Source organism: Xanthomonas sp. NCPPB 2586 (genome assembly GCF_041475775.2).
Taxonomy (GTDB): Bacteria; Pseudomonadota; Gammaproteobacteria; order Xanthomonadales; family Xanthomonadaceae; genus Xanthomonas; species Xanthomonas campestris.
Genome location: NZ_CM192981.1, coordinates 2992740 through 3014471, shown reverse-complemented (window position 1 = coordinate 3014471; position 21732 = coordinate 2992740). Strand labels below are relative to the sequence as shown.

Genomic DNA, 21732 nt, shown 5'->3' with positions numbered 1-21732 from the left:
GGTCAGCTCAGGCTTGGGCTGGCTGCCAGCAGGGCTGCCTCCAGGCGCAGCAGATAATCGGCGAAGCCGCCACTCGCACGTGCACTGCGGCGCGCACTGGTGTTCACCACCGGGCTGGCCAGGCGCGCGATGCGCATGCCTGCCTGTTCCAGGGCGGCGACCAGCGCGACATCTTCGCTGCTACTCGCGTTGGAAAAGCCGCCGGCGGCCAGATAGGCGGAGGTTCGCATGCCCAGGTTTGCGCCATGCACATGCGGATGGCCGTCGTGCCGGATTTCGCTGGCCAGAAACGCGGCGCGGGTCTGGCTCAGGTGATCGCGCCAGTCGGTCACTTCCACGACGCCGCAGAAGGCATCTGCCGCGCAGGCGAGTTGCGCCACAAGCCAATCGGGCGGGACGCGTGTGTCGGCATCGGTGCACGCCAGCCAATGCGCACCGCGCGCAATGGCCGCGCTTGCGGCGGCCGCGCGTGCAACACCCACGCCGCCGCACACCTCCTGGGTGATCGCGCCATGCGCGCGGGCGATGACGCCGGTTTGATCGGTGCAACGGTCCAGTGCGACGTGAATCTCGACCGCTTCGCCCTGCAGGGCAGGGTGCTGCGCGGCCACGCGGATGGACTGCAGGCAGGGCCCGATCAGCGCCTGCTCGTTATGCGCGGGGATGGTGACTGCGATCATCGCAACTGCTCGCGTTGTGCGATCGAATGGCCTGCCATCCATGCCTGTAGCAGGAAATCTGCGTCTTCGTAACGGCACAGGGTGTCGCGCGCCAGCACCTGATCGAGCGCTTGATGCACGTGCTCCGCACTGCGCACCGCGCCTTCGAACGGATGCCGCCAGTGGCAGGCCACCAGGCAACCTTGCGGCGCAAGCGATGTGGCGAACAAGGCGACGGTGCGCTCGAATGCGTTGGCGTCGAGGTAGTAACCGACTTCGCTGAAGACGATCAGGTCGAACTGTTCGGTTGGCCAGTCGGCCGGATGGTTGGCATGTTGCAGCGTGATGCCTGGGTGCTGCTGCACGCGCTCGCTGGCCAGCTTGACGGCGTGGTGAGAAAGATCGGTTGCCAGCAAGCGGGTGCAGCGCGTGCCCAGCTCTGCGGTGAGCTCGCCATTGGAACAGCCGAACTCCCAGCCGCAGTCGACCAAGGGAAAGGGCAGGGCGGCCAGCAGCACGGCGCGCTTGCGTTGCTCGTACCAGCGGGAGCGGTAGCCAAACGGGTCAGCGTCCGCGTAGAGCTGCTCGAAGTCGTCGCTGTTCAACACGCTCATGCGAAGAACACTTCGAACGTGCGATCGAAACGCGCCAGCACATGCGGTGGAAGAATCGGCTCGTTGACCGGTGGAGTGCAGGTGCCGAGTTGGGTGGAAAAATACGTGATCGCGCGCTGTTTGGCGGCGTGCACGGCGGGCGTGAGCTCGAAACGCAGTGCGCGGTCGTCCTCAAAAATGCCGTCGCCCGGTTGCGACCAATGCCATGCCCACACCGGATAGGTGAGCAGGCGCACACCGTGGCGTGCGCAGGCGGCGTGGGTGGCACGCGCGGCGGCTTCGTGGTCGGGGTGGCCGTCGCGGTGCCAGGTGACCAATACAAGATCCTCTGGCTGCAGCTGGCTGGCAATCGCGCGCGTCATGGCGTCTTCGTGCTCGTGCAATGCGCCGTCGCCAAGATCGCAATGGGTCGCCGCGTTGTTAGTCAGCCCAAGGGCGGCCAGTGCCGCATCGAGTTCCTGCCTGCGCGCAGGCGCCAACAGGTGCGGTGCCCAGGCGGGCACGTGCGGGTAGGCCATCTCGCCATCGGTCAGCGCAATCACACAGACCGGAATGCCGTGTGCCTGCGCGGCGGCCATCAAACCACCACAGCCAAGCACTTCATCGTCCGGATGTGGCGCAACCACCACCAGCCGCCGCGCATCCTGCAGCAGCGCGCCCAGTGACACTTGCGGCATGTGCTGGAGCACGGCGGCAGCGCGCCACACCGATTCCGGAGTTCCACTGCCTTCGATCGGCTGCCCTGCTAGAGCGTCCATGCGGCCGCCTCCTGGTGGCAGCGCTCGCCCAGCGATTGCAGGTCGCGCTCTGCATGGTGTTGGCGAATGAAGACCAGCAGATCTGCACACCGCTGCGCATGCGCGCCCTGCATGCATAGCGGGCCGGGGCCGAGTGCGCGGGCGACGCGATCCACGGTGTCGCGGGCGATGGCTTCGACACTGCTGCGCAGCTGCATCACCTCGCGCTGATGCGCCAGGTGTGGCTGCGCATCGATGCGTGCCGCCAGCTCGCGCATCAGCGCACGCGTGCTGGCCAGGCCCGTATCGATGGCGCCGAGGTGCGCAGCGGCGTGTGGGTCGCGGCGCACGCGCGGTGATTGCCGCAATACGTCTGCCACCGCCGCGGTTGCGCCGAACCAGCACGCGGCAATGCCGGCACCGCCGTGCCAGAACCCCGGGCGCGCCAGATAGCCGCCATCTGCGGCGACCAGCTGTGCCGGCGTGGCAGAGAATGTGACGTTGGCCGTTTCGATCGCGCGCATGCCGAGCGCCTGCCACGCGCTGGCATCGATGCGAATGCCGGGCTGATCGAGCGCGACGGCAAACAGGCCTGGAGCACCCTGGTGCGGCGCGGTGACCAGTGCATGCGTGACATGCGCTGCGCCCGAGCACCAGGCCTTGGTGCCGTGCAATGCGTTGTCGGTGAAGTGCATGTCCGTGCCGGGCGGCTCGGCCGCCCACACGGCCCAGCACTGCTCTGGCTGCATGAGATCACTGCCCAGGTCCGCGCAGATGGCCTGCGCGTCGTAGTGCGCCTCCAGCAATTTGGCAACGCACAAGTCCGCCGCCGCGATGTCGGCGAGGATGCGCCAGCGTGCGAGGGTGTTGCCACGCCCAGGCAAGGGCAGCGTGGGATGCATGGCCAGCCATGTATTCGCTGCGGCCAGGTCGAGGCCACTCTGCGCAGATGCTGGAGGGGGTGATGACGAAATGAGTGTCATCGGGCTGATGCGTGCGTTCATCACGAAAAGCTAAGCAGCGGTCGGTGCAAGAGGTGTGAGGCGGTCATCGCGGTGCGGTGATGACGCCGGTTGAGTTGGCTTGGGTGTGCTGTGCGCAGACAGTCACGAGGATTCGTTGGCGTGCAAGCAACAGAAAGGCGGGAGTCTCGGAGCGGCGGCATTCGCAGCGACGTTGCGGAATTGCTGATAGCAACACATACAGTGGCGCAACAGCCAGTTCACCTCGCGTGCGTGGCATATCTTTTACGGTCGCACTGAACTTTTGCGATCAACGAATGCCATGGCGATGAACACTGAAACGCCGCAGATCCACGAGGTACATGCGTTGGCCAAAGCGGATGCCGGTGCTCCCAGCACCGTCTGGACGATTGGCCATTCCACACGCAGTTGGGAAGCGTTTGTCGCACTGCTGCGCGTGCACCGCATCGAGGCAGTGGTGGATGTGCGGCGTTTTCCTGGCTCCAGGCGCTATCCGTGGTTTGCAAGTGACGTAATGGCATCGGCGTTGGCCGAGATCGGCTTGGCCTACGTCTGGTTGCCACAGCTCGGTGGACGCCGTCGTGCGCAGCCGGGATCGCCGAATGGGGCCTGGCGTAATGCCGCGTTCCAGGGCTATGCCGATCATATGACCAGCGCGGAATTCCAGCGGGCATTCGCGCAGGTGACCACGCTTGCGGCGAGCACGCGTAGCGCGCTGATGTGTGCAGAGGCGCTGTGGTGGCAGTGCCACCGCCGGTTGATTTCCGATTTGCTGGTGCACCGCGGCCATGCAGTGTTGCACGTGATGAGCGAGAAGCCCCCGCAGCCGCACCAGCTGACGCCCGGCGCGCAGGTGGCAGGCGCAGATTTGATCTATCCGCCGCAGCAGGGCGCTTTATTTGCGGAGCACGATGCGTAGCCTGCACGCATCGCGCGCAGCGCCTGCGCAAGCTGCAGTATGTGTGCGCAAGCCTGCCAGTACGCATCTTGTCGTCTGCTGATCGCGGACGCGAGTCCAGCAGTCAGCAGCCCTCGCACCACGCGAGCGGCGAAGCTAGGCTACCCTTGCGCACTTCCACTCATGACGCATGCCCATGCCTTCCTTGCCTCCGCTCCCGTCCATCGAGCCCGGCCGTTATCGGCATTTCAAAGGTGGGCACTACGAGGTGCTGGGCGTGGTTCGTCACAGCGAGACATTGGCGCCGCTGGTGCTGTACCGCCCGCTCGAGACGGACGTAGGGATGTGGGTGCGGCCATTCGAGATGTTTGTGGCGCAGGTCGAGGTAGAGGGCATGATGCGGCCGCGGTTCGAACGTATCGGCTGACCGCAGGCCCTGCGTCGCTTCTGCCGCTTCGATGCTTACGCGTCGTGCTGGCGGTCGAGCGCCTCCCGCGACAGCAGGCCAAGTCTGGAGGCGAAGGCGATCACCAGCTCCACCGCTTCGGCGCCATCGTCGGGATAGCGGCGGAGCAGGTCGCGCTCGAACGCTTCGATCGCCTCCCACGGGTCCGCGCTGGTCGCCACGCGCCGGCAGAGCTGCTCGAACAGACTGGTGGGCGGGTGAGGTGGGGGTGCCATGGCAGAAGTGTCGCCAGTGCGCGTCTCATGCCGTGAGACGGTGTGGCCGATACTAGGTCGGATGGATCGAACCGCGCTGCGCACACATCTGGATCATCTCGATGCCGCGGTGCCGGCGTTGCTGAAGTCGTGCCCGGATCGCTGCCATTTCTGGCAAGCCTTTGCCGGGATGGCTGAGGTCATCGAGGCACGCGCATTGTCGGTCGAAGATGCACGCTTTGTCGGTCGGCGCATCGACGAGATTCTTGCCTGGCATGGTCTTGAAGAGCTCGGCCGTGATGCGTAGGCGCTGCGCGGCGATCCAGTTCCACACGTAACCCGACAGGTCGCCGCGCTTGAGGCCGGCCACGGCTACGCAGTTGCTCGGCATCGGGACGCACTGCAGTTACGGCGCGCGTATGCATCGGCGTGGGCGTCGGGCACGAACCTGATCACAAACGCGCCACCGATGTTTAGAGCAGCTATCAAAACTACTGCGCAGCCGCCAGGCGGGCGCGGCCAGTGCTCGGAATCCTCATGTACCCCGTACACTCCGGTTCCTCCGCGCCTTCCGCACCCACCTGACGACTGCTCGCTACGTTTTGTTAGCCGCTCTTAGCGGTTCGGGCGAACGCCAAGAGCCAATCTCGCCGGCCTGCAATGCATGGAGTGCAAGCAGGCAGAAGCTTTAGTAAGTAGCGCGACTATGCGCCGCGCGTAAAAGCAAAAAGCCCTGCATACAGGGCTTCTTGCGCATTACGTCAGATCGGTTAACCCAGGTCGCAATTGCTCGGCTGCGGCCAGGTGGTTGCAGGCAGCATTGCCTTCACTCCGGCTGGTGCTGAGATGCCGATCTCGCTGGCACCGTAGAGGTCTTCCAGCTCATCGATGCTGACGATGTAGCTGTCCAGTGAGCCAAGCGTGGCGCTGTTGGGAATCAGCCAGCTGATCGCGCGCGTGCCGCCGCCCGGGTTGGCGGTGATGATGGTCTTCCAGAAGAAATCCGGTGTGCGGATGCCGTGGCTGGCCAGGAAGTAGTCGTTGCTGGTGTCGCTATAGATCACGCCGCCATAGACCTGCACGCTGGCGATGTCGCGGTAGCACTCGGCGACATTTTCTGCACGTACCCAGATTCCCTGGTTGAAGCCAGCCACCTGCGGAACGATGTTGGACATGAAGTTGGCACGGCGAATGTAGGTGGCGTTGTAGTCCATGTGGTTGGAGGTGACCAGATGGCCACGGTCGTAGCCGGAGCGCACGCTCGCATACGAGTTGGTGGTGGTCTGGCCGGCGCAACCGCTGGGCAGGTCGGTGTCCAGGAAGAAGCTGGACGGACGCGCGGCCGAGCCGGTGTCGGCGGTGAGCGTGTATTCGTAACGCAAGGCCGTGCGGTTGGTGCAGTCGTAGCGCAGCAGGAAGCCGCCCTTGTTGAGCGTGACCACTTGGGCCTGGGCACCGGCACTGAAGGTGGTGAGGAGGAAAACGGCGAGGAAGATTCCCAAACGCATAGCGGTACATCTCCGTGGGTGGTGTGTCTGTCAGTTAGGCGCACGCCGCTGGCGCCAGGCACCGGAAACGTCCGCCACCTGTCGAGCGAGATGCGTGATGGCGTTGATGTCGCGGGCAGCCGAAGGCCGCCTGTGTAGGCCTGTCGTTGAATGGTGGTTGCCGCGCCCCTATCGCCACGCAGTGGCACGCGGTGGGGTAGATATCCGTCAAGCGAGCGCGAGCGTCAACGCCGGATTTCGCGAGCTGTGACTCAGTGCAAAAACTTCAACTGTGTAAGAGCGCGATCACCTGCGTGCAAACAAACTGTCGTGCACGTGCTGCATCGTTGTGCATGCGCGCGCACTGATGCAGCCATTGCTTGGTTGCACGCCAATGGTGCATCAACCCATCAAGATGCGTTCTGGATGCACAGCAAGGCCGAATCGCTCGATCACGGCCGATCGGCGAATACGCAAGCACCAGCATGCGTCGTCTTGCACTCCCAGCAGCATCTAGCGGCGCGGCATGATTGAGCGCGCTTGCGTGGCTGATGCCTGCCACACCATCAGCAAAGAACGCGACACCTTCATCAGCGACCTGCGACAACAGCAACATGCACTCCAGGCGTGCGTGCTGGACGTGGCTGCGCCGCACTCCCATCATTGGCGGCAGCGGCTGCTAGCCCTCGTCACGTGCAGCTGCGATGTCGCATTCCCTTTGCTTTCTGGTGTTCAGACACATGTATGCACGCGTGACCACGGATGCCACGGCGTTGCTCGCCAGCGTCAGCGCCACAGAGGTTTTTATCGGCGAAGTGCCGCTGCCGTGCGCGATGATGGCCCCGCAGGTGCGGCGGGAGCGCGCGTGACGGCGGCATTTCCGCACGGCGCCAGCACCATGGCGCAAGCGGTGCGCGAGCACGATTGGGCGCTGACGCCACTCGGGCCGCCAACACAATGGCCGGCACCGCTGCGCAGCGCGGTCAACCTTATTCTGAGCTCGCCCGAAAGCATGTATCTGGTGTGGGGCGAGGCGCTGACATTCTTCTACAACGACGCCTACACCCCGATCCTGGGCCCGCGCCAGCGGCGTGCGTTGGGCGCGCCGTTGCGCGCGTTGTGGGCCGATGCGTGGGACGCCGTGCGTGGGCCGATCGAGGCCGCGTTTGCCGGCCACGCGTCGCGCTTCGAGGAAATGCCCATTGGCATGAATCGGCACGGCAGCCCGGAGCAGACCTGGTGGACGTTTTCGTTTTCGCCGATCTATCTGGACGACGGCCGTGTGGGCGGTGCGTTCTGCGTCACCAACGAGGTCACCGATCGCAAGCTGGCGCAGCAGCACCTGGGCGACGAACACGAACGCCTGATCCGGTTGTTCGAGCAGGCGCCGATGTTCATGGCGTTCCTCACCGGGCCGCAGCATCGGGTGGAGTTCGTCAATGATGGCTATTCGAAGCTGATCGGGCACCGCGATGTGATCGGCAAGCCGCTGGCCGAGGCATTGCCGGACGCGGCCGAGCAGGGCTACCTGCAGCCGCTGGACGAGGTGTACCGCTCCGGCCGTGCGTACACGGCCAATGCGCTTGCCTACACCATGCAGGCCGAACCGGACGGTGCAGTGGAGCGGCGCCTGCTGGATCTGGTGTATCAGCCGATCACCGGCAGCGATGGCGCGATCTCCGGCGTGTTCATCCAGGGCCTGGATATCACCGACCGCCTCAGCCTGGAACGCGCCGTGCGCGAAGCGGAGGTGCGCAACCGGCAGATCCTGGACAGCGTGATGGATTACGCCATCATCGCCACCGATCTGCAGGGCCGGGTGATGGAATGAGGGCGCGCGGCGCATCCTGGGCTGGGCCGAGGCCGACATGCTGGGCCAGACGCTGGAGCGCACCTTCACTCCCGAAGACATCGCACGCAAGCAGCTGCTGATCGAAATGGCGAGCGCGTTGGAAACAGGCAGCGGCACGGATGAGCGCTGGCATGTGCGCAGCTCCGGCGAGCGCTTCTGGGCCAACGGCTCGATGATGGTGTTGCGCGAGGAAACCGGCGCAGCCATCGGGTTCGTGAAGGTGTTGCGCGACCGCACCGCCGAGCGCCTGGCCGGCGAAGCGCTGCTCAAGAGCGAGCGCCGCCTGGATGCACTGGTGCGCGCGTCGTCGCATGCGATCTTTTCGGCCAGTGCCGATTGGAGCGCCTTGCGCCACCGCGTGGGCAATGGCGTGCTCAGTGACTACCTGCCGGCCAATCCACGTTGGCAGCAGGAGCTGGTGCATCCGGACGATCGCGCGCAGCTGGCACAAGCCATTGCCACCGCGATCGCGAACACGGCCAGCCTGGATGTGGAGTACCGCGTCAATCTTCCCGACCAGCAGACCGGCTGGACGCAGATGCGTGCGGTGCCGCTGCTGGATGCGCACGCGCGCATCATCGAGTGGTTCGGCACCGCCACCGACATCACCGACAAGCGGCAGGCCGAGGCGCAGTTGCGCCAGCTCACCGATACCCTGGAAGAGCGCGTGCGCGAGCGCACCGCCGAGCTGTTGTTGGCCGAAGAAAAATTGCGCCAGAGCCAGAAGATGGAAGCGGTGGGGCAGCTCACCGGCGGGCTGGCGCATGACTTCAATAATCTGTTGACTGCCATCAGCGTGGGGCTGGAGCTGCTGCAAACGCGCATCGCGCAAGGCCGTTACGACCGGCTGGAGCGCTACGTGGAGATGGCGCAATCCAGCGCGGCGCGTGCGGCGGCGCTGACCCAGCGCCTGCTGGCGTTTTCGCGGCGGCAAACGCTGGCGCCCACCGCGCTGGAAGTGGAAACGCTGGTGCGCGGCATGCGCGAGATCATTGCGCGCACGCTGGGACCATCGATCGCGCTGCAACTGCGTGCCGATGCGCAAGCGTGGCAGGTGCTGGTCGATGCGCCGCAGCTGGAAAACGCCTTGCTCAACCTGTGCATCAATGCACGTGACGCCATGCCCGATGGCGGTGCCCTGACCATCGCCATTACCAATGCCGAGCTGCGTGGCAGCGCCGCGCAGCAGCTGGAGCTGCCGGAAGGGCAATACATGTGCCTGAGCGTGCAGGACACCGGCACCGGCATGAGCGAAGAGGTGATGGAAAAAGTGTTCGAGCCGTTCTTCACCACCAAGCCGATCGGGCAGGGCACCGGCCTCGGTCTGTCGATGATCTACGGGTTTACCCGGCAGTCCGGCGGGCAGGTACGCATGCATTCCGAAGCCGAGGTCGGCACCACCATGTCGCTGTACCTGCCGCGCTTTACCGGCGAACCGTTGCCCGCCGACCAGGCCGCCATCGACGCGCCCACGCTGCCAACGGACGCCGACAGCAAGACCGTGTTGCTGGTGGAAGATGAAGCGCCGATCCGCATCCTGATCTGCGAAGTGCTGACCGATGCCGGTTACCGGGTCATCGACGTCGCGGACGGCAGTACCGCGGTGGAGCGCCTGCAATCGGCGGAGGTGATCGACCTGCTGGTGACCGACGTCGGCCTTACTGGCGCGCTCAATGGACGGCAGGTGGCCGATGCCGGCCGTCTGCAGCGGCCAGCGCTGCCGGTGTTGTTCGTGACCGGCTACGCAGCGAGCGCGGCCGTGGGTGCCGGGCAACTGGAGACAGGTATGGAAGTGCTGACCAAGCCATTCCTGGCCGCCGACCTGGAGCGCAGGGTTGGCCAACTGCTCGCTCGTCCCGTCAGCGGTGCAGGCTGACTGCTGCTGGCGCCGCAGTGGATTACAGCGAGGTGCGGACGGTGTCCAGCAGATCGCGCAGCGTGAACGGCTTGGTGAGCAGACGCATGCCGCTGGCCAGAAAGTCCTTGCGCGCCGATGCCGCACCTGCGAACCCGGTCATGAACACGATGGGCAAGCTCGGGTACAACACACGTGCGTTGTCGGCCAGGTCGCGCCCGTTCATGCCGGGCAGGCAGATATCGGACAACAGCAAATCAAAGACCGGCAGGTTCTGTAGCTGCTGCAATGCAACTTCGGCATCCTCTGCGGCGACCACCGTGTAGCCTTCGGCACTCAGGATGTCGGTGGTCATCAGGCGGATAGCGTCGTTGTCTTCCACCAGCAGGATGCGTGCGTGTGCAGTTGCGTGATTCACCAGAGCCTCAAAACAATCTGTCGCGGTGCAGCGATCTGCGTGCAACGCTAGGGCAGGGGCCGTGAGGGTTGCGTTGGGGCAGGTGTGACGGTGTCCAGCGGTAGCCCTGGCAGCAAGCTGAGCACTTCAGCCGGCTTCGGTGAAGGAGTGAACGCGCGTGTTAACCTGAATGGCCTAGGGACACTTCATCCAATGACCTCAACGCGTATCGCCACGGGAACAAGCGGACTCGACACCATCCTGCGTGGTGGGCTGCCGTCCAACCGGCTGTACCTGCTCGAAGGCCAGCCAGGCTCGGGCAAGACCACGCTGGCGCTGCAGTTCCTGCTGGAAGGCGCGTCCAAGGGCGAGAGTTGCCTGTACATCACCTTGTCCGAAACGCTGGATGAGCTGCAGGAAGTTGCGCAGTCGCACGGCTGGTCGCTTGATGCGTTGCATATTTTCGAGCTGGCATCGGCCGAAGCGTTTCTGGGCGACGGGCGGCAGCAATCCATCCTGCACCCGTGGGAACTGGAACTGGATGGCACCGTCAAGCTCATCCAGGCCGAGGTGGACCGGGTCAAGCCGCAGCGCGTGGTGTTCGACTCGTTGTCCGAATTGCGCCTGCTGGCGCAGGACTCGCTGCGCTACCGCCGCCAGGTGCTGGCGCTCAAGCAGTTCTTTGCGCCGCGCAACATCACCGTGCTGCTGGTGGACGATCTGACCGGCACCAGCGAGGGACGCGATTCGCATCTGCATAGCCTGTGTCATGGCGTGGTATCGCTGGAGCGGTTGACGCTGGATTTCGGCGCCGCACGTCGGCGCATGCAGGTGCAGAAATTGCGCGGCGTGGATTTCATTGCCGGCTATCACGATCTGTCGATCCTGCGTGGCGGCCTGCGGATCTACCCGCGCCTGATCGCCTCCGACCACCATGTCACCTTCATCGGCGAGGCAGTCTCCAGCGGGGTGCAGGAAGTCGACGATCTGCTGCACGGTGGGCCGTTGCGTGGCACCAGTACCTTGCTCACCGGCCCGGCCGGCAGTGGCAAGACCAATGTCGCCCTGCAATACGTCGCTGCGGCATGTGCACGTGGCGAGCACTGCTGCATCTTCGAATTCGACGAGCGCACCGGCACCTTGCTGGCGCGCGCCGAATCACTGGGGCTGGATCTGCGCCGGCATCTGGAGTCGGGGATGCTGGAACTGCTTCAGATGGATCCGGCCGAGCTGTCGCCGGGCGAGTTCGCCTGGCAGGTGCGCGCCAGCGTGGAGCAGCGCAACTGCCGCCTGCTGGTGATCGACAGCCTCAACGGCTATCTGTCGTCGATGCCGCAGGAAAAGCAGCTGATGCTGCAGATGCACGAGCTGCTGTCGTATCTGAACCAGAGCGGCGTGACCACCTTCCTGATCAATCCGCAGCATGGTCTGGTGGGCACGATGTCCACCGGCAACCTCAACATCTCCTACATGGCCGACACCGTCATCCTGTTCCGCTTCTTCGAAGCACAGGGCCGCATCCGCAAGGCGCTGTCGGTGATCAAGAACCGCAGCGGTGCGCACGAAGATGCCATCCGCGAGCTGCGCATCGGTAATTCGGGCATTCGCCTGAGCGCGCCGCTCAACGACTTCCACGGCGTGCTGACCGGGACGCCGCATTTCATCGGTGACGAGGCGCCGCTGCTGGGCAACGATCTTGCGCGGCGTTGAGGCCCCCGGCGGCACGGTCCACATCGTGGCGCCATTTGGCCGTGATGCGGAGAGCATTGCGGTCATCCTGGATCGTCAGGACCTGTCGGTGTGCATCCATGATTCGCTCGCGCAGATGGCGCGGCAGCTGGACGACTCCGCCGGCGTAGTGGTGCTGACCGAAGAAGCGGTGGCCGGTGATGTGGAGGCCTTGACCGCCGCGCTGCAGGCGCAGCCGCCATGGTCGGACATTCCGTTCGTGCTGCTGCGCTCCTCGCGCGGGGCCTATTACAACCGGCACACCACGCTGCCGGCGGCGGCGATCAACGTCATCGAGCTGGAACGCCCGTTGGGTGCGGTGTCGTTGCAGAGTGCTATTTCCACGGCGCTGCGCTCGCGTCAGAAGCAATTCGTCATTCGCGACCAGATGGCGCAGCTGGCCGAAAGCCAGGCGGCGCTGGCGCTGAGCGAAGCCGAGCTGCGCCGCGTCACCGATGCGTTGCCGGTGCTGATCGCCTTCATCGACAAACACCTGATCTACCGCTTCGCCAACCAGGCCTACGAAGTGTGGATCGGGCAGTCGCCCGCCGCTGTGGTCGGGCGGTCGCTGGACGAGGTGATGGGGCCGGCGCTGGTGCGCCAGCGGCGCGGCTGGATCGATGCCGCCCTTGCCGGGAAGGCGCTCACCGTGGAGGTGAGCTGGCCGCATGCCGACGGCCGCCGCCGCGATGCGGAGATCCGCTACCTGCCACGCTTCGATGCGCATGGCGAGGTGGACGGTTTTCATGTGTTCGCCACCGATGTGACCGCGCGCACCGTGGCGATGGAGTCGATCCAGCAGCAGGCCACGCTGCTCGAAGCCAAGGTGGCCGAACGTACCGCCGAGCTGGAGCAGCAGATGCAGGCGCGCGAAAGCAGCGAAGCGGCGTTGCGCCAGGCACAGAAGATGGAAGCGGTGGGCCAGCTCACCGGCGGTATCGCGCACGATTTCAACAACATGCTCACCGGCATTCTCTCGGCACTGGATCTGGCGCGGCTGCGCATCGACCAGGGCCGCAGTGAAGGGCTGGGCCGGTTCCTGGATGTGGCCTCGGCCTCGGCGCTGCGCGCGGCAGCGTTGACCCAGCGGCTGCTGGCGTTTTCGCGCCGGCAATCGCTGGAGGCCCGGCATCTGCACGTCAATGACCTGGTGGTATCGCTGCAGGAATTGCTGGCGCGCACGCTGGGCGAATCGGTGCAGCTGGTGACCGACCTGCAGGCGGACATGCCGGCGGCGTACGTGGATGAAAACCAGCTGGAAAGCGCCTTGCTCAACCTGGCGATCAACGCGCGCGACGCCATGCCCGATGGCGGCCAGCTGCGCATCGCCACCCGGCATCTGACCGTCACCGACGCACCGTTGCTGCTCGGCCGCGGCATCACGCTCGCAGTGGGCGGCTATGCGGTGGTCTCGGTCACAGACAGTGGCACCGGCATGACCCCGGACGTGCTGGAGCGGGTGTTCGAACCGTTCTACACCACCAAGCCGATCGGCCAGGGCACCGGCCTGGGCATGTCGATGATCTACGGCTTCATGCAGCAGTCCAACGGCCAGGTGTGGGTGGAATCGGAACCGGGCGCGGGGACCACCGTGAGCCTGTATCTGCCCTCCGGCGTCAACGTGCACGATGCGCGCCCGGCCGTGCTGCCCAGCAGCGTGGTCGCCGGGCAGGGCCAGCAGGTGCTGGTGGTCGAAGACGATGCGCAGGTGCGGCTGCTGGTCACCGAATTACTGCAGGAGCTCGGCTACCAGGCCGAAGTGGTGGCCGATGCCGATGCGGCATTGCCGATCCTGGCCTCACCGCAGCGCATCGACCTGCTGGTCACCGATGTCGGCTTGCCTGGCCTCAACGGCCGCCAGCTGGCCGAGATCGCACGCCAGTCGCGTCGCGATCTGCCGGTGATCTTCATGACCGGCTATGCGGAAACCGCGCGCGATCGCGGCGAATTCCTGGGCGAGGGCATGAGCATGATCGCCAAGCCATTTACGCTGGGCGAGTTCAGCGGCAAGTTGCACGAAGTGCTGGGGCCTTCCGCGTAACGCTGCGCGTGCGTCGCTGCCGCCACGCGCTGCAGGCAATCAACGCATGGCTGCCTTCGATTGCCGCGCGCTGGCCAACGATTGCGCCACCGCAATCTTGTCGGCAACGGCCTGTTGCATCGGCGAGCCGGTGTCCAGCAACCCATGCAGATGCTGCCAGTGGTCGGTGGCCGCGGCGTAGTCGTGTTGCTGGAAATCACTGATGCCCAGCAGCCACAGGCCGCGCTGGTTGTCCGGCTCGGCGGCAACCACCTGCTGCAAGCGTGCCCGCGAGGACGCGTCGATGGCGAAGTCTGCGCGCGTGGCCATGTCCGAGGCCACCCAGCCCACGATGGCCGCGCTGTTGTCCGGTGCCAGCTGCAACGCCTGCGCATACGCATCGCGTGCCTCGGCAGGGCGGTTTTCCTGCTCATGCGCCTTGGCCTGCTGCATCCAGCTGGTGAGCGCCTGTAGCGCGGCGGCCTGTTGCGAGTCCGGTGCCGGCGTTTGCTCTACTGCAGCAGTCATGCCTGACGCAGACGCTGCACTGCCGGGCTGCGCGAGGGCGCTTGCAGCCGCACGCTGTGGTTGCACGTTCGCCATTGCATCGGGCGTGCCGACCAGGCGATACAGCCCCGCCGTGCCCAGTGGCAGGCCCAGCATCAGCAGCAACGGCAGCGCATGCCGCGCGCTGCCGTTGCGCTGCGCATGCTGGCGCACCGGCACCACCAGCAGCGCCGTGGCGCCCACCACCATCGCGGCGCTTGCGACATAAAACCCGATCATCACCAGTCTTCCTCGGTCTGTGGCGCCACCGGGGTGCCGGCACGCGCCCGTTTACGCACGGTGTGCAGGACCACGGCCGCGCCTGCGCCCAACATCAGCAACGGCCCGAACCACAGCAGCCAGGTGCCGCGCTTGACCGGTGGGTCGTACAACACGAAATCCGAATAGCGCTCCACCATGTACTGCTTGATCTGCGCATCGCTGCGGCCGGCCTGAAGTTGCGCGAACACCTGGTGGCGCAGGTCGCGGGCCAGGTCTGCATTGGAGTCGGCCAGGTTCTCGTTCTGGCAGACCAGGCAGCGCAGCTGCGCGGTCAATCGCTGGAAGCGTGTTTCTTCGTTGCGGTCCTTGAACGGCAACGGGTCCACCGCCTGGGCGGCCAGCGGTGGGGCCAGCAGCATGCCCAGCAGCAGCGCCAGCAGCAGGCGCGCGGTGCGTTGCCGCAGGCTCACGGCGCGCCTTGGGACAAGCCCGCAATCGCCGGCATCAATTCATTGCGGATGACCTCCGGCGTCAGCACGCCAATGTGCTTGTAGCGGATTATCCCGTGCGCATCGATCAGGAAACTTTCCGGCGCGCCATACACGCCGAAATCGATCGCGGTCTGGCCGGGCTCATCGGCAATCACCATGCCATAGGGATTGCCGTGCTGCGCGAGCCAGGCGTTGGCATCGGCCGGCGCGTCCTTGTAGTTGTAGCCGATCAACGCCACGCCGAGCGTGCGGCCGTGCGCCATCAGCACCGGATGCTCCTGCGCGCAGGCGGCGCACCAGCTGCCGAAGACATTCAGCACGTAGGGCTTGCCCAGCAATTGATCGCGGGTGACCTGCTGCTGCGGTTGATCCAGCAGCGGCAGCGAGAACGCCGGCGCCGGCTTGCCGATCAGTGGCGAGGGAACATCGCGCGGATTGTGCTGCATCGTCCAGTAGATGCCGAAGCCGAACAGCGCGGCCAGCGCCAGAAAGCCCAACAGGGGCAGGAGGCGGTTCACAGGTGCGACTCTCCGGCAACGGCGAGGGGAGTGGGGGCGATGGGAGCAGGCGACGACACCGCGGCAACCGCAGGTACCGGTGCGCGGAAGCGCCGCGCGCAGGCGCTGACGAATCCGCCCAGCATCATCAACAGCCCGCCGGCCCAGATCCAGCGGATCAACGGTTTGTAGTACAGCCGCAGCGTCCAGTCGTTTTCGATGTGCTGGTCGTCCAGCGGCTCGCCCAGTGCCACGTACAGGTCGCGGGTGGCGCCGGCGTCGATCGCCGATTCGGTCTGGATGCGCTCACTGCTGTACAGGCGTTTTTGCGGATGCAAGGTGGCCACCGGCGCGCCATCTCGGCTGACCTGCACGCTGCCTTGTTCGGCTTTCCAGTTGGGCCCATCCACCAGCTGCACGCCATCGAAGCGGAAGCTGTAGCCGGCGATCTCCGCGCTCTGGCCGGGCGCCAGCCGCACGTCGCGTTCCACCGACAGGCTGTCGGACACCAGCACGCCGGCCACGAACACCGCCACACCGGCGTGCGCCAGCAACATGCCGGCCATCTCGGCAGGAAAGCGCCGCCCGCGCGGCATCTCGCGCCAGCGCTTGTGCATGTACAACGCGGTGCCGGCAGCCACCCAGGCGGCCGCACCGATGCCGGCAATGGCCTTCGCCTGGCCCTCGGCAAACACGCTGGCGACCAGCGCGCAGGCGATGGCGGCAATACCCGCGCGCGCGCCAAGCGACAGCAGCGGTGCCATCTCGGCCTTGCCCCAGCGCAGGTACGGGCCGAATGGCATTAACAGCACCACCGGCGCCATCAGCAACGGAAACAGCAGGCCGAAATAGGGCGGGCCCACCGACACCTTGCCCAGGCCGAACGCATCGGCCACCAGCGGGAACAAGGTGCCCAGCAACACCATCGCCGCGGCCACGGTGAGCAGCAGGTTGCCGACCAGGATCGCGGTCTCGCGCGAGGCCGCTGCGAACGGTTTGCCGGTGGCGATCTTGGGCGCGCGCAGCGCATACAGCAGCAGCGAGCCGCCAACCACCGCCACCAGGAAAATCAGGATGTACAGCCCGCGCCGTGGGTCGGCGGCAAACGCATGCACCGAGGTGAGCACGCCCGAGCGCACCAGGAAGGTGCCCAGCAACGACAACGAAAATGCCAGGATCGACAGCAGGATGGTCCAGGCACGCAGGCTGCCGCGTTTTTCGGTCACTGCCTGGGTGTGGATCAGCGCGGTGCCGACCAGCCAGGGCATGAAACTGGCGTTTTCCACCGGGTCCCAGAACCACCAGCCGCCCCAGCCCAGTTCCGCATACGCCCACCAGCTGCCGGCCACGATACCGGCGGTGAGGCAGGCCCAGGCGACATTGGTCCACGGCCGTGCCCAGCGCACCCAGGCCTGTTCGAGTTCGCCACCCAGCAGTGCGGCTACCGCGAACGCGAATGCCACCGAGAAGCCGACATAACCGGTGTAGAGCACCGGTGGGTGGAAGGTCATGCCCGGGTCCTGCAGCACCGGATTGAGTTCCCTGCCATCGAGCGGAATTGGCGACAGCCGCCCGAACGGATTGGAGGTCAGCAGGATGAAGGCCAGAAAGCCCACTGATACCAGCCCCAGCACCGCCAGCACGCGTGCGGCGAAGTGCTGCGGCAGGTGCCGGCTGCAGGCGGCCAGCAGCACCGTCCAGGTGGACAGGATCGCGATCCACAGCAGCAGCGAACCTTCGTGCGCGCCCCACACCGCGGCGATGCGGTAATACCAGGGCAGGGCGATGTTGGCGTTGTCGGCGACATAGCGCACCGAAAAATCCAGCGACAGCAGCGACCAGGCCAGCAGGCCGAAAGCCAGCCACACGAACACCGCCTGGCCGGCAGCGGCAGGCCGCGCAACCGCCATCAGCGCGGTGTTGCCGCGCCAGGCACCGATCAGCGGCAACACGCCCTGCGCCAGCGACAACAGCAACGCCAGGATCAGCGCGATCTGGCCAAGTTCAGGCGTCATGGGCGTGGCGCTGCGGGCAACGGGAGAGAGTCATCTGGATCCGGAGTGATGGAGCGGTGGCGCGGGTCAGCGCACACCGCTCAACGGGGCCGCGGCCGCTGGGATCGGCTTGCCGACGTGGCCTTCGGCCATCGCGTCCTTGAGTTCCTTCGGCATGTAGGTTTCGTCGTGCTTGGCCAGCACTTCGTTGGCGACAAAGCGCCCCGCCTGCATGCGGCCGTTGGCGATCACCGACTGGTTGTCGCGGAACAGGTCCGGCAGGATGCCGGTGTACTCCACCTGCGTGGCGGCGTGCTTGTCGATCACGGTGAAGGTGACGGTGAGGCTGTCGGTGGCACGCTGGATCGAGCCGGCCTTGACCATGCCGCCAAGGCGGAACTGCTGGTAGCCGGCCGCCGCGCCCGCATCCACCTGGCTGGGCGTGAACAGGTAGCTCATGTTCCGCTGCAGGGCGAGCACGATCAGTGTCACCGCCAGCGCCGCCGCCGCCAGCACGCCGATCACCAGCCAAAGGCGTTGTTTGCGGGTGGCGTTCATGCGTCGCGCTCCAGCACCGGCACCGGCTGGTCGCGCGGCCGGCGCGGTGCCTGCCGCTGCAGCTGTCCGCGCAGTTGCGCGGGCAAGCGCTGCCGGCGCAGCCACGGGGCGATCAGGTCGGCCAGCAGCACCAGCACGAACAAGGCATACGCGGTCCACACGTAGGCGCCATAGCCTCCCATGGCGAGAAAGGCGCTCATGCGGTGCGCTCGGTCAAGACGATGCGGCGTGCCCAGTCCTTGCCGCTTTCCAGCGCAAGCAGGTCCACCCGCACGCGGCCGAACAGGCTGGCCACGTAATACAGCTTGGTCGCCACAAGCATCAGCAGCAGCGGCCACAGCATGTCCGCGCCCATCTTGGAGGGGCCGAGCAGGCGCACCGTGGAGCCCTGGTGCAGCGTGTTCCACCACACCACCGAGTAATGCACGATCGGCAGGTTCACCAGGCCGACCAGCGCCAACAGCCCGGCCGCGCGCATCGCCTGGCGGCGATCTTCCACCGCGTGGTACAGGCCCAGCACGCCCAGGTACAGAAACAGCAGCAACAGTTCGGAGGTGAGCCGGGCATCCCAGGTCCACCAGGTGCCCCACATCGGCTTGCCCCACAGCGAGCCGGTGCACAGGGTGATCAAGGTGAAGGCGGCGCCGATCGGTGCCGAGGCCATGGTCACCACTTCGGCCAGCTTGATCCGCCAGATCAGCGCAATGAACGCCGACACGCCCATCGCCGCGTAGATGAAAAGGCTCATCCAGGCGCTGGGCACGTGGATGAAGATGATGCGGTAGGCGTCGTGCTGCTGGTAATCCGGCGGCGCCAGCACCAGTCCGCCGTAGGCGGCCACCGCAGCCAGCAGTAGTGCCAGGCCCAGCGCCCACGGGCGCACCACACCGGCGAACCGGTAGAAGGTGGGCGGCGAGCTGAGCTTGTGCAGCCACAGGGGAATCCACTTGGCCATGCGCGTCGTCAGTTGGAGTGTTTGGAAAGCGCCAGCGCGTCGACCGCGGCGCCGGCGTTGACCTGCAACTGGCCATCGGAGACCTTGCTGGTGCGCTGCATGAGCGCACGCAAGGCGTTGGCGTCCATCGATGGCGACAGCGACAACAGCAATGCGGCCATGCCGCTGACATGCGCGGTGGCCATCGACGAGCCGGAGGTGAAGTCGTAACGGCCGTTCGGCTGCGTGGTCAGGATGTCCTTGCCCGGTGCGCTGAGCACGCCGGGCAGGGCGGCCGTGGCGCTGCTGCTGCGCACTACCAGCACGCCCGGTACATCGTTCGGAAAGCCATCCAGGCGCCCGTTCGGCGGCATGGCTGCGACCACGATGCGGCCATGGTCGACCAGGTGGGTGAGCATCTTGCGCAGCAACGGGTCGGCCGGGCCGCCCAGGCTCAAATTGACCACGCGCGCGGAGCTGTTGTTGATCGCCGCCAGCGCCTTGGCCAGGGTGAACGAATTGCAGCGGGCGGTGCTGCCGGTGCTGCCGGCGCTGGGCGCATACCAGCAGGCCTTGTAGATGCTCAGCATGGCCCGCGGCGCCATGCCGACGATGCCCTGATGGTTGTTGCTGCCGGCGGCGATGATGCCGGCCACTTCGGTGCCGTGCGAATCGGTGCTGGTGGTGACCGGGGTGTCGTCCACCAGGTCGTGCACCTCGCGGATGCGTGACTTCAGATCCGGGTGGCTGGTGTCCACGCCGGTGTCGACCACGGCCACCGTCACGCCGCGGCCCTGGGTGATGGCCTGCGCACTTGCCGCATCGGTGGCGATGAAGCCGCGTTGCAGGTCCACGTACGGGTCGTTGTAGCCGGTCAGGGCGCCGGTCTTTTCCGAGGCATCGGTGGAAAACACCGAAAATTCCTGCACCGGTTGCACCAGTTCCACGCCGTCGTCGTCGGACAGCGCCTTGATCAATTCGTCGCGCGAGACACCGGCCGGCGGGTGCAGCACCGCGCAATACAGGCCCAGCGAGGTGATCGGCCAGGCCGAGACTTCGCGTAACTGGTAGCGCTGCTTCAGCGCTTCCATGCGGGCGGCCGCATGCTGGCCGGCGCCGTAGTAGCTGGAGGCATATCCGATCAGGCTGGAGCCGGCGCGCGCCGGCGGCGCGGTGAGCGGGTTGGCCACTGCCAGCAGGATGTCGCGGCTGCTGTCTGGCACCTTTGCGTCGGCGTCCGCTTTCTCTGCCTCGGCAGCCGCGGCGACGGCCTGCGGATCGGCCGCCTGCGCGCACACGGGGGCGGTGAGGCTCAGCAGCGCCGCCAGCACACCGATGGCCCAGGGCGTGGTCATGGCGCGGACACGATCTCGGCCAGCCGGATGCCCGGGGTGGCGCGCAGCTGCTGCACGGTCTGTTGCGATGGCGCCGGCGGCTGTGCGGCCGGTACCACGGTGTAGGCGCCCATTTCGTTGGGGCCCCCCACCACCTGCAACTGCTGTGCATGCAGCAGGCGATCCCAGTCGGCGACGGTGAGGCCGGCATCCGGTACCACCCGGATCGCGCCCTTCGGCACCGGCAAGGCAGTGGCGCTGCTGAGCGTGCGGTAGTCGTGCACGGGCGCCGGCGCAGCCAGCTTGACGCCCATGACGCCCAGGCCGACTGCCTGCACCAGGGCGGCGGCGGCCAGCGCACGCACCGTCCAGCTACCGGAGCGGCGGGCGGGCGGTGCGCGTGCCGGGACCGGCACCTGTTCGGGCGCATCGATCTTGCCGAGCAGCCGCAGCAGGCCGGCATTGGCATCCAGCTTGACCGCGCAGGGCAGGGCCAGCGCCTGGCGCAGGCGGCTCTGCTGGGCGAACTCGGCGCTGCACGACGGGCACTTGGCCACGTGTGCGATCAGCCAGGTGTTCTCTTCTTCGCTGGCGCTGTCCAGCAGAACGGCGGGCATCAACTCCCAGGCGTGCGAGCATTCCTTGCCCGGCGCGATGAAGAACGTCTTCATTGCATGGTCTCCGTAGATGGCGCGCTGCCGGCCAGGCCGGGCAGCACATTGCGTAATTTGACCCGCGCATGGAACAGCCGGGCTTTGATCGTGCCCACCGGGCACTGCATGATTTCGGCGACTTCTTCCAGCTTGTGGCCGACGCCGTAAACCAGTTCGATCACCAGCCGCTGGTCTGGCGACAACCGTTCCATGCCTTTGTCGAGCCAGTCGCGCAGTTCGCGGTCGTCGTTGTCGTCGGTACTGGGAGCGTGGTCTTCGACCGTGGCGGTGTCGTCGATGGCCTCGCCGTCGTGCTGGCGCAGGCACTTCAAGCCGCAGCGGTAGGCGATGCCCATGATCCAGGTCGACACCTGCGAATCGCCGCGGAAGTCGCCGGCTTTTTGCCAGGCGATCCAGAAGCAGTCGTTGATCGCTTCTTCGATGATGTCCGGGCGCCGGGTCAGGCGCGACAGGAAGCGACAGAGCCGCCCGTGATAGGCGGTGTACATGGTCGCCAGGGCGTCACGGTCGCCCGCAGCCATGCGGCGCAGCAGCATGCGGTCGGTCGCGTCACCCAGGGTATCGGTGTCAGTCATCGAAGAGGCGCTGCAAA

At 66.2% G+C, this 21732-nt stretch carries 23 protein-coding genes, 1 other RNA gene and 1 pseudogene; 6 read left to right on the top strand and 19 right to left on the bottom strand.

Annotation, left to right across the window (positions count from 1 at the left end):
* Positions 1-2 precede the first annotated feature (2 nt).
* The 4 genes from ACCQ09_RS12930 to ACCQ09_RS12915 are packed head-to-tail and all read right to left on the bottom strand — an operon-like array spanning position 3 to position 3014.
* On the bottom strand, positions 3-680 hold the full coding sequence (locus tag ACCQ09_RS12930) for a glycosyltransferase family 2 protein (RefSeq protein WP_227971658.1): 678 nt from the start codon (positions 678-680) through the stop codon (positions 3-5).
* Positions 677-1273 carry a methyltransferase domain-containing protein gene (locus ACCQ09_RS12925; protein WP_076035940.1) on the bottom strand — a complete coding sequence of 199 codons (597 nt, stop codon included), beginning with the start codon at positions 1271-1273 and terminating at the stop codon, positions 677-679. Before ACCQ09_RS12925 ends, ACCQ09_RS12930 begins: the two co-directional genes overlap by 4 nt.
* Positions 1270-2031: a PIG-L deacetylase family protein gene (locus tag ACCQ09_RS12920; protein WP_228427881.1), complete on the bottom strand. Its 762-nt coding sequence runs from the start codon at positions 2029-2031 to the stop codon at positions 1270-1272. Before ACCQ09_RS12920 ends, ACCQ09_RS12925 begins: the two co-directional genes overlap by 4 nt.
* On the bottom strand, positions 2019-3014 hold the full coding sequence (locus ACCQ09_RS12915; protein WP_228427882.1) for an acyl-CoA dehydrogenase family protein: 996 nt from the start codon (positions 3012-3014) through the stop codon (positions 2019-2021). Before ACCQ09_RS12915 ends, ACCQ09_RS12920 begins: the two co-directional genes overlap by 13 nt.
* Positions 3015-3300: 286 nt before the next feature.
* Here ACCQ09_RS12915 and ACCQ09_RS12910 point away from each other — a divergent pair, with 286 nt between their 5' ends.
* On the top strand, positions 3301-3912 hold the full coding sequence (locus ACCQ09_RS12910) for a DUF488 domain-containing protein (RefSeq protein WP_372386076.1): 612 nt from the start codon (positions 3301-3303) through the stop codon (positions 3910-3912).
* A 175-nt stretch (positions 3913-4087) separates the two neighbouring features.
* Positions 4088-4318, top strand: coding sequence for a DUF1653 domain-containing protein (locus ACCQ09_RS12905; protein ID WP_070694577.1), 231 nt, complete (start codon positions 4088-4090; stop codon positions 4316-4318).
* Between the two features lie 35 nt (positions 4319-4353).
* On the opposite strand, the gene ACCQ09_RS12900 is transcribed toward ACCQ09_RS12905, so the two are convergent.
* Positions 4354-4572 (bottom strand): hypothetical protein, encoded by a 219-nt coding sequence (locus ACCQ09_RS12900; protein ID WP_011036826.1) that lies wholly within the window; start codon positions 4570-4572, stop codon positions 4354-4356.
* 52 nt (positions 4573-4624) lie between these two features.
* On the bottom strand, positions 4625-4921 hold the full coding sequence (locus ACCQ09_RS12895) for a hypothetical protein (RefSeq protein ID WP_170873826.1): 297 nt from the start codon (positions 4919-4921) through the stop codon (positions 4625-4627).
* 167 nt (positions 4922-5088) lie between these two features.
* On the opposite strand from ACCQ09_RS12895, the gene ACCQ09_RS12890 reads away from it, so the two are divergent.
* Positions 5089-5162: non-coding RNA, sX9 sRNA (locus tag ACCQ09_RS12890), on the top strand.
* A gap of 159 nt (positions 5163-5321) precedes the next feature.
* Here ACCQ09_RS12890 and ACCQ09_RS12885 read toward each other — a convergent pair.
* The gene (locus ACCQ09_RS12885; RefSeq protein ID WP_228427883.1) at positions 5322-6059 is read right to left on the bottom strand and encodes a DNA/RNA non-specific endonuclease; all 738 of its coding nucleotides are present in this window, start codon (positions 6057-6059) and stop codon (positions 5322-5324) included.
* 265 nt (positions 6060-6324) lie between these two features.
* Entirely contained in the window at positions 6325-6654 is a 330-nt protein-coding gene (locus tag ACCQ09_RS12880) for a hypothetical protein (RefSeq protein WP_014507434.1), read from the bottom strand.
* Positions 6655-6936: 282 nt separating this feature from the next.
* On the opposite strand from ACCQ09_RS12880, the pseudogene ACCQ09_RS12875 reads away from it, so the two are divergent.
* A pseudogene (locus ACCQ09_RS12875) lies at positions 6937-9766 on the top strand (hybrid sensor histidine kinase/response regulator).
* Between the two features lie 22 nt (positions 9767-9788).
* Here the strand turns inward: ACCQ09_RS12875 and ACCQ09_RS12870 are convergent.
* Positions 9789-10163, bottom strand: coding sequence for a response regulator (locus ACCQ09_RS12870; protein WP_080640113.1), 375 nt, complete (start codon positions 10161-10163; stop codon positions 9789-9791).
* 192 nt (positions 10164-10355) lie between these two features.
* On the opposite strand from ACCQ09_RS12870, the gene ACCQ09_RS12865 reads away from it, so the two are divergent.
* Both ACCQ09_RS12865 and ACCQ09_RS12860 read left to right on the top strand, forming a co-directional pair.
* Entirely contained in the window at positions 10356-11852 is a 1497-nt protein-coding gene (locus ACCQ09_RS12865) for an ATPase domain-containing protein (RefSeq protein WP_016945215.1), read from the top strand.
* Between the two features lie 82 nt (positions 11853-11934).
* Positions 11935-13911 carry an ATP-binding protein gene (locus tag ACCQ09_RS12860; RefSeq protein ID WP_372357279.1) on the top strand — a complete coding sequence of 659 codons (1977 nt, stop codon included), beginning with the start codon at positions 11935-11937 and terminating at the stop codon, positions 13909-13911.
* Between the two features lie 39 nt (positions 13912-13950).
* Here the strand turns inward: ACCQ09_RS12860 and ACCQ09_RS12855 are convergent, their stop codons facing one another.
* From ACCQ09_RS12855 to ACCQ09_RS12810, 10 genes are all read right to left on the bottom strand, one after another.
* Positions 13951-14676 (bottom strand): tetratricopeptide repeat protein, encoded by a 726-nt coding sequence (locus ACCQ09_RS12855; RefSeq protein ID WP_040941454.1) that lies wholly within the window; start codon positions 14674-14676, stop codon positions 13951-13953.
* Positions 14676-15077: a cytochrome c-type biogenesis protein gene (locus ACCQ09_RS12850; RefSeq protein WP_225443923.1), complete on the bottom strand. Its 402-nt coding sequence runs from the start codon at positions 15075-15077 to the stop codon at positions 14676-14678. The genes ACCQ09_RS12855 and ACCQ09_RS12850 overlap by 1 nt, the downstream gene beginning before the upstream one ends.
* 47 nt (positions 15078-15124) lie before the next feature.
* On the bottom strand, positions 15125-15667 hold the full coding sequence (locus ACCQ09_RS12845) for a DsbE family thiol:disulfide interchange protein (RefSeq protein ID WP_012438594.1): 543 nt from the start codon (positions 15665-15667) through the stop codon (positions 15125-15127).
* A complete protein-coding gene (locus tag ACCQ09_RS12840) occupies positions 15664-17661 on the bottom strand; it encodes a heme lyase CcmF/NrfE family subunit (RefSeq protein WP_014507442.1) in 1998 nt (665 codons plus the stop codon). Before ACCQ09_RS12840 ends, ACCQ09_RS12845 begins: the two co-directional genes overlap by 4 nt.
* Positions 17662-17727: 66 nt before the next feature.
* Positions 17728-18198, bottom strand: coding sequence for a cytochrome c maturation protein CcmE (ccmE, locus tag ACCQ09_RS12835; RefSeq protein WP_040941453.1), 471 nt, complete (start codon positions 18196-18198; stop codon positions 17728-17730).
* On the bottom strand, positions 18195-18398 hold the full coding sequence (gene ccmD / locus ACCQ09_RS12830; RefSeq protein WP_040941452.1) for a heme exporter protein CcmD: 204 nt from the start codon (positions 18396-18398) through the stop codon (positions 18195-18197). The genes ccmE and ccmD overlap by 4 nt, the downstream gene beginning before the upstream one ends.
* On the bottom strand, positions 18395-19153 hold the full coding sequence (gene ccmC / locus ACCQ09_RS12825) for a heme ABC transporter permease CcmC (protein WP_042598868.1): 759 nt from the start codon (positions 19151-19153) through the stop codon (positions 18395-18397). Before ccmC ends, ccmD begins: the two co-directional genes overlap by 4 nt.
* Before the next feature lie 8 nt (positions 19154-19161).
* Positions 19162-20487: a S8 family peptidase gene (locus tag ACCQ09_RS12820; RefSeq protein ID WP_040941450.1), complete on the bottom strand. Its 1326-nt coding sequence runs from the start codon at positions 20485-20487 to the stop codon at positions 19162-19164.
* On the bottom strand, positions 20484-21137 hold the full coding sequence (locus tag ACCQ09_RS12815; protein WP_040941449.1) for a zf-HC2 domain-containing protein: 654 nt from the start codon (positions 21135-21137) through the stop codon (positions 20484-20486). The genes ACCQ09_RS12820 and ACCQ09_RS12815 overlap by 4 nt, the downstream gene beginning before the upstream one ends.
* Positions 21134-21715, bottom strand: a complete 582-nt coding sequence (locus ACCQ09_RS12810; protein WP_011036842.1) for an RNA polymerase sigma factor — start codon at positions 21713-21715, stop codon at positions 21134-21136. The genes ACCQ09_RS12815 and ACCQ09_RS12810 overlap by 4 nt, the downstream gene beginning before the upstream one ends.
* Between the last annotated feature and the right edge of the window lie 17 nt (positions 21716-21732).

Bases quoted from the DNA above. Each gene is read 5' to 3' on its own strand.
- ACCQ09_RS12815 (WP_040941449.1), bottom strand. From the start codon at position 21,137: ATGAAGACGTTCTTCATCGCGCCGGGCAAGGAATGCTCGCACGCCTGG.
- ccmD (WP_040941452.1), bottom strand. From the start codon at position 18,398: ATGAGCGCCTTTCTCGCCATGGGAGGCTATGGCGCCTACGTGTGGACC.
- ACCQ09_RS12855 (WP_040941454.1), bottom strand. From the start codon at position 14,676: ATGATCGGGTTTTATGTCGCAAGCGCCGCGATGGTGGTGGGCGCCACG.
- ccmC (WP_042598868.1), bottom strand. From the start codon at position 19,153: ATGGCCAAGTGGATTCCCCTGTGGCTGCACAAGCTCAGCTCGCCGCCC.
- ACCQ09_RS12925 (WP_076035940.1), bottom strand. From the start codon at position 1,273: ATGAGCGTGTTGAACAGCGACGACTTCGAGCAGCTCTACGCGGACGCT.
- ACCQ09_RS12865 (WP_016945215.1), top strand. From the start codon at position 10,356: ATGACCTCAACGCGTATCGCCACGGGAACAAGCGGACTCGACACCATC.
- ACCQ09_RS12910 (WP_372386076.1), top strand. From the start codon at position 3,301: ATGAACACTGAAACGCCGCAGATCCACGAGGTACATGCGTTGGCCAAA.
- ACCQ09_RS12905 (WP_070694577.1), top strand. From the start codon at position 4,088: ATGCCTTCCTTGCCTCCGCTCCCGTCCATCGAGCCCGGCCGTTATCGG.
- ccmE (WP_040941453.1), bottom strand. From the start codon at position 18,198: ATGAACGCCACCCGCAAACAACGCCTTTGGCTGGTGATCGGCGTGCTG.
- ACCQ09_RS12810 (WP_011036842.1), bottom strand. From the start codon at position 21,715: ATGACTGACACCGATACCCTGGGTGACGCGACCGACCGCATGCTGCTG.
- ACCQ09_RS12915 (WP_228427882.1), bottom strand. From the start codon at position 3,014: ATGAACGCACGCATCAGCCCGATGACACTCATTTCGTCATCACCCCCT.
- ACCQ09_RS12885 (WP_228427883.1), bottom strand. From the start codon at position 6,059: ATGCGTTTGGGAATCTTCCTCGCCGTTTTCCTCCTCACCACCTTCAGT.
- ACCQ09_RS12840 (WP_014507442.1), bottom strand. From the start codon at position 17,661: ATGACGCCTGAACTTGGCCAGATCGCGCTGATCCTGGCGTTGCTGTTG.
- ACCQ09_RS12820 (WP_040941450.1), bottom strand. From the start codon at position 20,487: ATGACCACGCCCTGGGCCATCGGTGTGCTGGCGGCGCTGCTGAGCCTC.
- ACCQ09_RS12900 (WP_011036826.1), bottom strand. From the start codon at position 4,572: ATGGCACCCCCACCTCACCCGCCCACCAGTCTGTTCGAGCAGCTCTGC.
- ACCQ09_RS12850 (WP_225443923.1), bottom strand. From the start codon at position 15,077: ATGCTGCTGGCCCCACCGCTGGCCGCCCAGGCGGTGGACCCGTTGCCG.
- ACCQ09_RS12880 (WP_014507434.1), bottom strand. From the start codon at position 6,654: ATGTTGCTGTTGTCGCAGGTCGCTGATGAAGGTGTCGCGTTCTTTGCT.
- ACCQ09_RS12930 (WP_227971658.1), bottom strand. From the start codon at position 680: ATGATCGCAGTCACCATCCCCGCGCATAACGAGCAGGCGCTGATCGGG.
- ACCQ09_RS12920 (WP_228427881.1), bottom strand. From the start codon at position 2,031: ATGGACGCTCTAGCAGGGCAGCCGATCGAAGGCAGTGGAACTCCGGAA.